The sequence below is a fragment of the Clostridium aminobutyricum genome, from assembly GCF_017255415.1.
Lineage (GTDB): Bacteria > Bacillota > Clostridia > Peptostreptococcales > Anaerovoracaceae > Aminipila > Aminipila aminobutyrica.
Genome location: NZ_JAFJZZ010000001.1, coordinates 1,265,220 through 1,277,878 on the forward strand (window position 1 = coordinate 1,265,220; position 12,659 = coordinate 1,277,878).

Genomic DNA, 12,659 nt, shown 5'->3' on the forward strand with positions numbered 1-12,659 from the left:
CTCGATATATATTGAAGTTAGTATGCGCAAATATTGGCAAAGTCATTCACATAGGCTTATCCGATCTCTTCTTTCAAAACCTTTTCAATAAATAGATTGACAAGCTCCGAATCGAATTGTGTTCCTGCATTTTTTTGCAATTCCATTATCGCTTCTCCTTTGCTCAATGCCTTTTGATAACTTCTGTCACTGGTCATTGCATCATAGGAATCTGCAATACTGATAATTCTGGATTCAAGAGGAATTTGATCTCCTGTCAATCCTTTGGGATATCCTTTTCCGTCTATTCTTTCATGGTGGTATAATACATAGGTTGCTATGTCAGACATATCATGAACGGTACTAAGAATTCGGTAGCCGATCTCCGGATGCCGCATCATTTGTTTCCGTTCGTCTTCTGAAAGGCCTCCGGGCTTATTCAATATGTTTTCTTCTATAGCAATTTTGCCGATATCATGCAGTAATCCGACTGTTTTCAATTCTTCTATCTCATTTTCAGATAGCTGTAGTGCTGCGCCCATGCTTTTACATAACGCGGAGACTCTATGGGAATGCTGTTCTTCTCTTTTATTTTTTTCATGTAACGTATTGATAATAGTTTGTACGGTCTTCCCCCTTATGCTTGGGCTCTCAAATAATTTCTTTTTATACATCTGATCTTCCGCTTTTTTGAGAGCTTCCTGCATCTTCGTATTTTTATCTCGTTTTATTTCGTAGCCAAAAGAAATAGAAATATCAATCCCCTCTATTTTCTCTTTATCTGCTAAGATTTTAATCTTTTTAATAATCTTCTCCGTTTCAAGCGTATCTGTCTTAGGCAAAAGTACGATAAACTCATCCCCGCCAAGTCTGGCTATGATATCCTCCTTCCGGCATCCGTTTCTTATAATTTCTGCGACTTTCTTTAATAGTTCATCACCCATATGGTGACCAAACGAGTCATTAATCAGCTTTAATCCATTGACATCAGCCATAACCACTGAAAGAGGGAAGTTTCTTTCCTCATCCAGGCGGTTTAATTCCTCCTCTAAAAATCTTCTATTATATAAGCCTGTAAGTTGATCGTGGTAACTCAGATATTCGATTTGATTTTGCCGTTCTTTTTTTTCCGTATAATCTCTAAAAACTAATACTGCTCCGCTGATGTTGCCGTTCTCATCTTTAATAGGAGCAACGCTATCTTCAATCGATTTTTTAACACCATTTTTCGAAATTAACATCTTACTGCTATCGATCTCCATGACCTTTCCCGTTTTTAAGGCATGAAGAACCGGATTCTCGCACCGTTGTCCTGTCACCTCGTCTACTATGTGAAAAACTTCTTCCAGCGACTTTCCTATGGTTTCCTCTTGGCGCCATCCTGTGATCTTTTCTCCGGCTCCATTCATTAACTCAATCGTTCCATTCTTATCCGTTGATATAACACCATCGTACACAGATAATAAAGTAGCTTTCAAACGTTCCTTTTCACTAAATATTTGTTTTTCCATCCTTTTGCGTTCCGTCACGTTTTCATGCATCACCACATATTGTTCCGTCTGAAGACCATTTTTGAAGATAGGGAAGATAATAGCCCGAATCCAGATAGGCGTATCTCGAAATTCTATTCTTTCTAAATGTGCGTTATAAAAAAAATCCGGAAAATATACAACTCCCCCGCTTTTAGCCCTGTCCATCAACTCTTGGAGTCCCTGTTGTTTTATTTGCATATCATCAAAAACAGAATAATCTGGATGTGGAATAGAACCAAAAAGTTTTATGAATGCATCATTCACCTTCTTGGTATGTCCTTCGCCATCTATTATTTGTATGGACATAGGATTATTATCTATAATGCTGCGAAGGTTCTCCTCCGATTTCTTTAGTTTTTGATTATTCTGTTGAAGTTCATAAAGTAAACTAATATCCTGTACTACTAAAATAAACCCTAGCAGTTCTCGTACATTACTATTGAAAATTCGTTTGCAAGAAATGTTTACCGGAATCTTTTCTCCGTTTTTCTTTAATAAATTAATTTGATCATATTTATCATCTCGTTGTTTCATTTGATCGATGGTAATTTTCTTATTCTCACCATCAAAGATTTGTTCAATATTTTGTTTTAACAGATCACTTTCTTCATACCCCATCATATTCAGCGTATGCTGGGAAACTCGAATAATCGTCCCCTTATGATCCGCAATGATTACCATATCCAGTATTTCTTTTGTGACCTCTTCTAGAATAAATTTTTCCGGAAGCTTTAAAAAATTATATTTTGTTATGACAATATAAGTGCCGAAGATCATAATCACCGAATATAATTGCCCCATCAGTGGTACATTGTCTATGCCAAACCTTGGAAGAATGTCTTGTGTCAATAAATTCAGTGTAAATGGAATGATACTCGATAAAACGAGTATATTAGATTGCTTTTTTATTCTTAGACTGTCTGTTTTCCGTCCCCAAATAAAAAATAAATAAATACTTGCTAGGAGATAAATAAAATTATATAAAAAATTCCCGATATAAAATAGGTTTGATAGAAGGCGTGGCGTATGAATGCCTTCACCGAACAAAAAAACTGCCATAAAGAAAAATACAAAAGCAGGAAAGAATAACAGGCTTTTAATCCCTCTTTTTTTCAAGATATTATTTTCTGTAATTAACAAGGTCAAAAACAATATAAGAGCACTGAAGCTGCACCATCCGATTGCAGATATTTTGTTCCAGAAGCAAAAGACATATTTATCGGTTGAAACATACGCAAAAGCATAAGCAAATGACCAAATAGCATAGCTTGTGCATAACAAAAGAAACACCTCATGGATAGTAGACCCGATGGCCTGTCTATATGTAAAAATGCCGATATACATATAAATACATACCGCCATTAATGAAAATGCTGAAAATAAACTATTTATGTCCATATCTATACCCTATACTGCCTATTGAACATCCATCTATAACAAAACCGCCTACAGTTGAAAAGGCGGTCTCACTTTTTGCAATCCGTTTATACAAAAGCTCATTTGCCCTTCCCGATCCATAAAATCACACCAGATCCAAGCATAAAGGTAGTGATGCAGGTTAACAGTTCCGATCGATTTGGTACGCCCGGAAAGACCTCCAGCAAGGAACCCAACATAAAGCCGATGATTAACATATAGGTAAACTGAGGATGCCTCTTCATCTCCCGTTCTATCACTCCGGCAGTCAAGAAAGTTCCTACTACTACACCGATTGCCAGAGGTATCAAATATTTCAAGTCGAAAATTCTTATTGCTTTCAGCGTCAAGTCATACATCCCCAGCATTAAAAGTACGTAAGATGCACTGATTCCCGGTAACACTAAGGCTATTGCGATAATTATTCCTGCAATAAAAAGCACAAGGAAATGAATCCAATAGGCGCCTGTCGCTAATTGCAGCATATTTTCAGGGAACATCGTAATAAAATAGGCAATTCCGGAGCCCACAGCCACTGCACCAACATTAAGGGGCTTCACTCTATCAATAGTGGCTTTCTTATATAAAGGCGGAATGCTGCCGATAATTGCACCTAGAAATAAGTACATCATCGGTTTATGCCAAGCGGTAACCGCATCAAGCATGAGCCCTGATAAAACAACAATACCCGCTGCCCCTGCTAATCCAAATTGCAGCAATAGCAATCCATTTGCTTTTAGGTCCTGTTTTAGTGAACTGACTGCGTGTATTAAATCATCATATATTCCAAGTATAATGGCCATGGTGCCTCCGCTAACTCCAGGTATCAGCATGGATGCCCCAATAATAAAGCCTTTAACAAATCTTACCCCAATCCTATCTTTCAAAATGATGCTCCCCTTATGTAAGTATATAATATCAAGCCTTACTAACTTATTTTTATATCTTGTTTTATTATATAATATTATACAAGAATATTAAACCTAAATAATTGCAGAAAAAAGAACAAGGTTTAACTCCTGATAGAGCTACTCTCTTGTTCTTTCTATTTTTTATAATTCTCTTGCCTTATCGGCCGGAGCGACGTCGTTCCAGCTCGTTTAAGACCTTCTTTCGAAGCCGTATATCATCCGGAACCACTTCAACCAGTTCATCATCATTGACAAATTCAAGCGCTTCCTCAAGCGTAAATTCTCTAGGAGGAGATAGTTTAATCGCATCGTCATTGCCCGATGCACGCATATTGGTCGCTTTCTTTGCTTTGCAAGGATTCACTACCATATCATCATTTCGGCTGTTCATCCCTACAATCATGCCTTCGTACACTTTTGTTCCGGGTTCAAGGAACATCTGAACACGTTCTTGGATATTGAACAGTGCGTATCCCGTTGCTATTCCTGCCTCCTGAGCAATCGCTACACCATTGATTCGCTGCGGAATCTCACCCTTATATTCATCAAAGCTGTCGAAACGACGAACCATCGTTCCTTCCCCTCGTGTGTCATTAATAAATTCACTTCGATAGCCTAGGAGGCCTCTGGTCGGAACCAAATAAACCAGCTTTGAGTACCCGTTATCGCCGGACATTTCCTTCATGATCCCTTTTCGTATGTTCAACTTTGCTATAACACTGCCGCTATATTCATCCGGAACCGAAATAATGACCTCTTCCATCGGCTCAAGCTTCTTGCCGTGCTCATTACGGTGCATGATAACTTCCGGCTTTGAAACCGCTAATTCATATCCCTCACGTCTCATATTTTCAATTAGGATGGAAAGATGTAATTCGCCTCTGCCCGAAACCTTGAAAACATCCGTGGAATCCGTTTCTTCTACAACAAGTCCAACGTTTACCTCCAGTTCCTTCTCCAATCGTTCCTTAATATGTCTGGAAGTCACATATTTCCCGACTTTACCGGCGAAAGGTGACTTATTAACCATAAAGTTCATGGAAAGCGTAGGCGGTTCAATATGGATCATTTCCATCGGCTGCGGGTCATTGCTAACCGTTATTGTTTCACCAATGGAGATATCGGCAATACCTGCTACTACTACAATATCGCCGCATTCCGCTTCTTCCACAGGAATTCTCTTCAGTCCTCTATACACAAAGACTTGATTAATCTTGCGCTGAACCAGGCTTCCATCTGCTTTCGCAACAGCAACCGCTTGTCCGGTTTTTATGGTTCCCTTGGTGATACGCCCAATTCCTAATCTTCCGATGTAATCATCATATCCTAAAGTAGAAACCTGCAACTGGAGCGGCTCTTCTGTAAGATCCGGATAAGCCTCACAATGCTTGATAATCGTTTCAAATAACGGCGTAATATCTTTTCCTTTTCCACCCTGTGGATTCTTCTCTACCTTCTGGTCTCCGGTTTCCACTTCAATGTCCGCTACATCCGCAGGATCATATACAACGATCCCCTGTCTGGCAATTCCGTAGAGTATCGGGAAATCAAGCTGCTTATCATTTGCATTCAAATCCATAAACAGTTCGTACACTTCATCTACAACTTCATCGATTCGCGCATCCTTTTTATCGATTTTATTAATCAAAAGAATAGGATTCAGTCCCTTCTCTAACGATTTGTTTAATACAAATCTTGTCTGAGGCATAGGCCCCTCCGAAGAGTCTACCAACAGTATAACGGTATCCACCGTTTTCATAATCCGCTCTACTTCTGACGAAAAGTCTGCATGTCCCGGTGTATCCACTATATTAATTTTTACATCATCATGCATAACCGAACAGTTCTTAGAATAAATCGTAATACCTCTTTCTCTTTCGATATCATCACTGTCCATTACACAATCTACCACTTCTTCATTTGCACGAAATACGCCGCTTTGATTTAAGAATGCATCCACCAGCGTGGACTTTCCTGCGTCAACATGGGCGATAACCGCAATGTTAATAATCTTTTGTTTCTTTGCCATTTTTCTATCCTACTTTCTATATGGAACCGATCCTTAGTGTGTCCTTCTCCTTTTCAAGGCGGAGACACATGTTCTGTCGGTAATCATTATTGGTCAATGAAAAAGCCCGCCGTTGGTATAAAATGTATCACTTTGCTGGCGGTTTTCCATAAATGTTATGTCCAAAATTCGAACCGTAATATTATATCATATAAATAGCATAAAGTAACTATTTATTTTTGATACGCTATGAAATAGATGCTCCTGCCATAACCCATATCCTATTGAACTTTTCACCAGTTCCTCTTTTGTTACATATTATAAATATTATGTTTAATGACTAACAACTCTTTTGTTTCTCAGTAAATTTCCGTATTGGGGAAAAATCTGCAAGGAGGATAACAATGGAAAAAAGTCCTAGTGTATATTTAAGTCCTTCCGTCCAAGACTATAACGAATATATTATCGGCGGAAGCGAAGAATATTATATGAATCTTATAGCGGATGCCATGGTTCCTTATCTAAGAGCTAGCAATATCGCTTTTACTCGAAATAATCCGAATGATTCGTTATCTCAGGTTATCGATCAATCAAATGTAGGAGATTACGATTTGCACGTTGCCCTTCATACCAATTCTTCTCCGGAAAACATCTCCGGGATTCTGCAGGGGCCTGATGTGTATTATTATGCTTACAGTACTGAAGGCGAAAAAGCAGCCAATATTTTTGCCAAAAATCTGACGAGCATCTATCCGCATCCGGATTTAGTAACCGTCATACCGAACACCACTTTGGCCGAGTTGCGACGAGCAAGAGCAACGGCAATACTGTTAGAGCTAGCTTATCACGACAACTATCAAGACGCCACTTGGATAGCAGAAAGCATTGATCCGACTGCGCGCAATCTGGTACTGTCTCTTACACAGTATTTTGGGATTCCTTTCATCATCCCTTATGCCTAATGGAATTTCTTGCTTTATAGGAAGTTCTTATGATACACTACCACTATAAATCTGTAGATTGAAAGTGGTGTAAAATGAACAAATTAACGGAATTATTGGATGAAATATTTGATGATGACCGGGCGGAACTTCTGAACAAAATGATCTTCGGAAACTTACGCAAAAAGTCAACTCTATATAAAAAGGTAACCATTCGGCCTATCCTGCTTCAGGGAAAACCCTTATTTCAAGCAGAATATCACTATGAAAAAAAGGTAATCCAAAAGAATCTGGATTGGTTTGAAGCAAACGAACTGGCTCAGCAATTGATACAGGAAGATTTTAAGCAAATTAATATACAAACAGCCCATGAAGATATTCAAGTGTTGGCTGCTAAACCGGAAACTCCCAAAATAACACGAAAACCGGTAACGGGTCGAGATCCGGTTAAGCTGGAACACAACCAAGAAAAAAAATATATCATCCCGGATAAAAAGCCTTGCGATTTCTTGATTAAACTTGGCGTGATGAGCGATGACGGAACGGTCTTTCAAAAACATTATGCGAAATTTCGCCAAATCAATCGGTTTCTTGAAATTGTCGATGATGTAATGGAATACTTGCCGAAAGAGCAAGCAAAGCCTTTTAAAATCATCGATTTTGGCTGCGGGAAATCGTATCTGACCTTTGCCCTCTACTATTATTTAAAATTACTGAAAGGTCACGCTATAGAAATCATAGGTCTTGATTTAAAAGAGGATGTGATCGCTTTCTGTAATAAGACAGCTCAGGACTTAGGATATGACGGCTTAACGTTTTTATTAGGCGATATTGCAGATTACACGAGTGACCATGCCGACATGGTTGTCACGTTGCATGCCTGTGATACCGCTACTGATTATGCTCTCATCAATGCGGTAAAATGGAAATCAAAAGTCATTCTTTCCGTTCCCTGCTGTCAGCACGAACTGTTCAGTCAAATAAAAAATGAGCTGCATCAACCGATGTATAAGCATGGTATTTTAAAAGACCGATTTACAGAATTGCTGACAGACGGACTGCGTGCATTAAAGTTAGAAGCCTGCGGATATGAAGTATCCTTGATCGAATTCACAAGCTTAGAGCATACGGCAAAAAATATTATGCTTCGGGCGGTATTGGATTCTTCTCCAAAGGCATCAGCGGTTCAGCGCGCCGAAGCAGAATACCAGGCATTGAAAGAATACTATCAGGTAAACCCTACCATTGATCTATTGAATAAATAATGAAAGTATAAGCAAAGCGGATAAATAAAGAAAAAAAGAAAAGCAAGCAACATTAACGAACTCGTTAGTCTGTGCTTGCTATTTTATTTCCTTTTATAGTTCTCCGATTTAGTAATCGTCAAATTATCTATTGTCTACTTTTTCCGGATACAGATCATGATTTGCAAGCCGATTAAAAGCAATTTGTTCCCATTTCGTATCCGCTTGCCCATAATTGCAGAACGGATCGATGGAAATCCCTCCACGAGGCGTAAATTTGCCCCATACCTCAATGTATTTCGGGTCCATTAGCTTAATCAAATCTTTCATAATCACGTTCACACAATCTTCGTGAAAATCACCATGATTACGGAAAGAAAATAAATATAGCTTTAACGACTTGCTTTCCACCATCTTAACATTTGGTACATAGGATATGGTAATGGTTGCAAAATCAGGCTGTCCTGTTATAGGACAAAGGCTCGTAAATTCAGGACAATTAAATTTTACAAAATAATCATTATCCGGATGCTTATTCACAAAAGTTTCTAATATACCCGGATCATAATTCATTTCATACGTTGTGTTCTGATTACCTAATAAAGTAATTCCCTTTGTTTCTTCATCGTTTCTTCCGCTCATCATTTCCTTCTCTTTCTTTACATTGCAGGATCATTTAATCCATTTATTTCAAATGCCTTCCGTCGGTCAATGCAGGTCGCACAGGTTCCGCAAGGCTCATCTCCGCCTTCATAACAACTCCACGTTAATTCGTATGGGACTTTCAGTTCCATTCCCTTTTTTACAACCTCTGCTTTGGTCCAGGATACAAAAGGGGCTTCGATTTGTAACTGCTTTCCGCTTCCTTCATAGATGGCTTTGTTCATTGCAGTATTGAATTCAATGCTGCAATCCGGATAAGCATTTCCCGCCGCATCATCGCTATGTGCTCCATAATATATGATATTGCAACCCTTGGATAAGGCGATACTAGCCGCCGAAGACAGAAACAATCCATTTCGAAACGGAACATAAGTGGATACCGGTTTGCCCTCGGTGCTTTGAATTTGTTTCGAATAATCACCTTTTGGAATTTCGTTCCTTGAATGGGCCAGAAGAGAACATTCACTGTATTCAAAGATCTTGGCTAAATCTAAATAAATCAATTCCACTTGATAATACGATGCGATTCTTCGAGAAACCTCTATTTCTTTTGCATGCTTTTGTCCATAAGAAATGGATAAAGCGATCACATTTTCTTTCCCATATTGATCGATAGCTAAGGCAAGGCAGGTGGTACTGTCTACTCCTCCGCTGGATAAGACTAATGCTTTCATATCTACTCTCCTGTTTTTCTATTTTAAATGCATCTGCAAATTTGCATCTGTCTGGAAACGTCCCCTTAAAGTTAACGTAAGAGTTTTTGCAGAATTTTTCTTAATTCCCCTGGCACTCATACAACTGTGATATCCCTCTATCACGACCGCCACATCTTCCGAACCGGTCACTTCTTGAATGATTTCTGCAATATCAGAACCAATTCTCTCTTGAAGTTGTAATCGCTTGGCAGCCATTTCTGCAATCCGTGCAATTTTACTTAACCCTATTATTTTTCCATTGGGTACGTAAGCTACCGACGCTTTCATATCATACATCAACGCTAAATGATGCTCACAATGACTGAAAATATCAATATCTCTCACCACAATCAAATCTCGGTTGTCTTGAACAAATTCTAAATCTTCTTCAAAGGTTTTGCCAAACAGTTGAGCAATGTCATGATTGCTGTAATTCATTCCTTCAAACACTTCTTCATACATACGGGCTACTCGCTTAGGCGTATCTTTTAGGCCTTCACGATCAGGATTATCCCCCAGCGCCACGATAATACCCCTAATATGTTCTTGTATAGCGGCTATATCTATTGCCATCTCTTTACCTCTTTTCTATCCTTGTTCCTATATCTTCCATTAAACCCCTCGTCTATCCGGCTCCCAAATCACTTTGTGCATCTGCAACTGCATCGTTACATCATTCAACCGGTTTTGTATTAAATAGTCCACTATTTCTTCCAACTCTATTCGACCGAATACCGGACTGATATAGACGTGACATGTTGATGTCAGATCATGTGTCCTTATAATATCCGCCGCACGGTTTAAATCATTCATATCACCTACTACAAACTTTACTGTATCCTGACGGGTAAGCCGTTTAAAGTTTGAGACGAGCATGTTTGATTCCATCAAACTCCCTGGAAGCTTATAGTCCATCGTAAACGCAGGCGGATTACTAATACCCGTAAAAGACAATAAATCAATACTGCCGTTGGTTTCAATTTCTACTCGCAAAAGCGGGTCTGCCGCAAGTAATTGCAGCAATTGCATTATATTCGGAACAAGCAAAGGTTCTCCGCCAGTAAGGGTTATATTCTTGATGCCGGTTTCCTTTATATACTCATAAATTTGCTGCTCTGTCATCCAAGCAAAAGGCGCATGCTCTTCATTGGCCCATGCGGTATCGCAATAGGAACAGGATAGATTGCAGCCTTGAAATCGAATAAATACCGCTAATTGTCCTGCACAAACGCCTTCTCCGTTTATGCTCACGAATTTTTCAACTACTTTATATTGTGCCATTTAATGCTCCTCGTAGGAGGCACAATTGTTCGGCGTTTCATAAACCGTAGCCGATTTCACCTGATAACCTCTTTCTTTCATTCTATCATAAAAATATTTTGCAAAATTTTCTGCAGTTGGACGAAACTCCATTACAATAATTTGAAACCCTTCCTCTGTTAATGCCTCTATGGTTTTTGACTTCAGCGTACCCTTCTCAATAATGAACGCATGATCCAATAAATCCACTTCTGCTTTTATCTCTTGCTTCAACTCACCAAAGTCAACAACCATTCCGTTCAGCTGATGATTCGTTTGTAATGTTGGACTTTCCACTTCAATGACAACCCGCCATCTGTGACCGTGGATGTTGCTGCAATTCCCCTTATATCCAGCTAAAAAATGTGCTGAATCAAAACTATGTTCTGTTTTCAAAATATACATAAGAGATATCCTTCCCATAAAATTTCTTATTAGATAAAAAAAATAGGCATACCAACTATGCCTATTTATATCATTACCTAAATAAATGCGAAAATTCACATTGTCTTATATAATCATTAAATATTAGCCCTAGTTTTGTTTATAGACAGGATGGTACAAATAAACTGTCTTTCCTATTATATTTCAAATTATAACATTCGTATTTCATAAGTGTCAAGATTAGCGTCGAACTTTCTGCGGTCTGAACAGTATAAACAGAATCACACTTACGGCCATCAATGGTTGATAATACAAGTAAGGCATAATTTCTATGGGTGATATACTTAATAATGCAGCCGCCGTCAGTAACTGAGCACCATAAGGAATCAGTCCTTGTCCAACAGAAGCGAAAATGTCCAAAATAGAGGCAACCCTTTTTGGCTCTACGCCGAACTCATCTCCGATTTCCTTTGCAATAGGCCCCGCCATTACAATAGCAATCGTGTTATTTGCCGTACAAAGGTCTACTAGAAAAATCAAAAGAGCGATGCCGAATTCTGCCCCTCTCTTTCCTTTCAGATTTTTCTTAATCGATTCAATGATTAAGTCAATACCACCGTTTTCTTTTACCAACGCTACGATACAAGCTACAATAATAGAAATAATAGATATTTCAAACAATCCAGTCATTCCCGTTCCGATTGCTTTAAAGCTTTCAATTAAGGTAAACGTTCCTTGTGCAACACCCACTGCCGATGAAAGCACTATTCCCACAATCAAGACAGAAAACACGTTAAATCCGATTAATGCACCGATAAGTACCACAAAATAGGGAATAATCTGAATCACATCATACGTATATTCTCCAGTTAATTGAGTGGTATGTCCCTTGCTGTTTGCATAGAAAAGGAATACGGTAAGAATCGCAGCAGGCAGCACAATGAAAAAGTTCTGCTTGAATTTATCCTTCATCTCACAACCTTGTGTTCGAACTGCAGCAATCGTTGTATCTGAAATCATGGAAAGATTATCCCCAAACATAGCTCCGCATACAACAGCTCCTGCGCAGGCAGCAGCCGAAAATCCGGTTTTCTCCGCGATTCCTAGTGCAATCGGTGCAAGCGCTGCGATGGTACCCATGGAAGTTCCCATTGAAAGAGAAATAAAACACCCTATGACGAATAGTCCTACAACCAAAAACTGACTCGGAACAATCGATAGTCCAAAATTAACAGCACTCGTCACTCCGCCGGCTGCTGATACAACTCCTGAAAAAGCTCCGGCAAGAAGAAAGATCAATACCATAGTAATAATGTTTATATCTCCGGCTCCTTTTGATATAACCGCCATTTTATCATTAAAGGATAGTTCTCTATTTTGCAGCATGCCTACAAATAAGGCCGTTAAAAATGCCAATAATGCCGGCATTCCATAAAAGTCTCCGCTTATGATTCCAACGCCTGCAAACAGTACGATAAATACGGCAAAAGGCAGCAACGCTAAACCTCTGTTTTTTTTCATTTCTTGTCTCTCCCCATTCACAAAATATTTTTTACAGCAAGCACTATTTTATCAGGAATCGACAAG

The 12,659-nt window shown here is 38.9% G+C and carries 11 protein-coding genes; 2 read left to right on the plus strand and 9 right to left on the minus strand.

Annotated features, from left to right (window positions below; translation table 11 throughout):
* Window positions 1–56: 56 nt before the first annotated feature.
* The 3 genes from JYB65_RS06000 to typA all read right to left on the minus strand — a co-directional run bounded on the left by JYB65_RS06000 (window position 57) and on the right by typA (window position 5,867).
* A complete protein-coding gene (locus tag JYB65_RS06000; protein ID WP_206581678.1) occupies window positions 57–2,909 on the minus strand; it encodes an HD domain-containing phosphohydrolase in 2,853 nt (950 codons plus the stop codon).
* 98 nt (window positions 2,910–3,007) lie between these two features.
* Complete coding sequence (locus JYB65_RS06005) at window positions 3,008–3,814, minus strand: DUF368 domain-containing protein (protein WP_206581679.1); 807 nt, start codon at window positions 3,812–3,814, stop codon at window positions 3,008–3,010.
* Between the two features lie 181 nt (window positions 3,815–3,995).
* Window positions 3,996–5,867, minus strand: a complete 1,872-nt coding sequence (gene typA, locus JYB65_RS06010; protein WP_206581680.1) for a translational GTPase TypA — start codon at window positions 5,865–5,867, stop codon at window positions 3,996–3,998.
* A gap of 383 nt (window positions 5,868–6,250) precedes the next feature.
* On the opposite strand from typA, the gene JYB65_RS06015 reads away from it, so the two are divergent.
* Together JYB65_RS06015 and JYB65_RS06020 are read left to right on the plus strand one after the other, a co-directional pair.
* A complete protein-coding gene (locus tag JYB65_RS06015) occupies window positions 6,251–6,808 on the plus strand; it encodes an N-acetylmuramoyl-L-alanine amidase family protein (protein WP_206581681.1) in 558 nt (185 codons plus the stop codon).
* Window positions 6,809–6,882: 74 nt separating this feature from the next.
* A complete protein-coding gene (locus JYB65_RS06020; RefSeq protein ID WP_206581682.1) occupies window positions 6,883–8,052 on the plus strand; it encodes a class I SAM-dependent methyltransferase in 1,170 nt (389 codons plus the stop codon).
* Window positions 8,053–8,175: 123 nt separating this feature from the next.
* On the opposite strand, the gene queF is transcribed toward JYB65_RS06020, so the two are convergent.
* From queF to JYB65_RS06050, 6 genes are all read right to left on the minus strand, one after another.
* Window positions 8,176–8,676 carry a preQ(1) synthase gene (queF, locus tag JYB65_RS06025; protein ID WP_425331114.1) on the minus strand — a complete coding sequence of 167 codons (501 nt, stop codon included), beginning with the start codon at window positions 8,674–8,676 and terminating at the stop codon, window positions 8,176–8,178.
* A gap of 14 nt (window positions 8,677–8,690) precedes the next feature.
* The gene (queC, locus tag JYB65_RS06030; protein ID WP_206581683.1) at window positions 8,691–9,368 is read right to left on the minus strand and encodes a 7-cyano-7-deazaguanine synthase QueC; all 678 of its coding nucleotides are present in this window, start codon (window positions 9,366–9,368) and stop codon (window positions 8,691–8,693) included.
* 18 nt (window positions 9,369–9,386) lie between these two features.
* Window positions 9,387–9,962, minus strand: a complete 576-nt coding sequence (gene folE, locus JYB65_RS06035; RefSeq protein ID WP_206581684.1) for a GTP cyclohydrolase I FolE — start codon at window positions 9,960–9,962, stop codon at window positions 9,387–9,389.
* Between the two features lie 39 nt (window positions 9,963–10,001).
* Window positions 10,002–10,670 (minus strand): putative 7-carboxy-7-deazaguanine synthase QueE, encoded by a 669-nt coding sequence (gene queE / locus JYB65_RS06040; protein ID WP_206581685.1) that lies wholly within the window; start codon window positions 10,668–10,670, stop codon window positions 10,002–10,004.
* The gene (gene queD / locus JYB65_RS06045) at window positions 10,671–11,093 is read right to left on the minus strand and encodes a 6-carboxytetrahydropterin synthase QueD (RefSeq protein WP_206581686.1); all 423 of its coding nucleotides are present in this window, start codon (window positions 11,091–11,093) and stop codon (window positions 10,671–10,673) included. It lies immediately after the preceding gene.
* Between the two features lie 219 nt (window positions 11,094–11,312).
* Window positions 11,313–12,593: a Na+/H+ antiporter NhaC family protein gene (locus JYB65_RS06050; protein WP_206581687.1), complete on the minus strand. Its 1,281-nt coding sequence runs from the start codon at window positions 12,591–12,593 to the stop codon at window positions 11,313–11,315.
* Window positions 12,594–12,659 lie beyond the last annotated feature (66 nt).

What these genes read in the sequence shown, in the direction of transcription:
- JYB65_RS06000 (WP_206581678.1), bottom strand. Translation starts at nt 2,909, where the DNA reads ATGGACATAAATAGTTTATTTTCAGCATTTTCATTAATGGCGGTATGT.
- queD (WP_206581686.1), bottom strand. Translation starts at nt 11,093, where the DNA reads ATGTATATTTTGAAAACAGAACATAGTTTTGATTCAGCACATTTTTTA.
- queF (WP_425331114.1), bottom strand. Translation starts at nt 8,676, where the DNA reads ATGATGAGCGGAAGAAACGATGAAGAAACAAAGGGAATTACTTTATTA.
- queE (WP_206581685.1), bottom strand. Translation starts at nt 10,670, where the DNA reads ATGGCACAATATAAAGTAGTTGAAAAATTCGTGAGCATAAACGGAGAA.
- JYB65_RS06015 (WP_206581681.1), top strand. Translation starts at nt 6,251, where the DNA reads ATGGAAAAAAGTCCTAGTGTATATTTAAGTCCTTCCGTCCAAGACTAT.
- folE (WP_206581684.1), bottom strand. Translation starts at nt 9,962, where the DNA reads ATGGCAATAGATATAGCCGCTATACAAGAACATATTAGGGGTATTATC.
- JYB65_RS06050 (WP_206581687.1), bottom strand. Translation starts at nt 12,593, where the DNA reads ATGAAAAAAAACAGAGGTTTAGCGTTGCTGCCTTTTGCCGTATTTATC.
- JYB65_RS06020 (WP_206581682.1), top strand. Translation starts at nt 6,883, where the DNA reads ATGAACAAATTAACGGAATTATTGGATGAAATATTTGATGATGACCGG.
- queC (WP_206581683.1), bottom strand. Translation starts at nt 9,368, where the DNA reads ATGAAAGCATTAGTCTTATCCAGCGGAGGAGTAGACAGTACCACCTGC.
- typA (WP_206581680.1), bottom strand. Translation starts at nt 5,867, where the DNA reads ATGGCAAAGAAACAAAAGATTATTAACATTGCGGTTATCGCCCATGTT.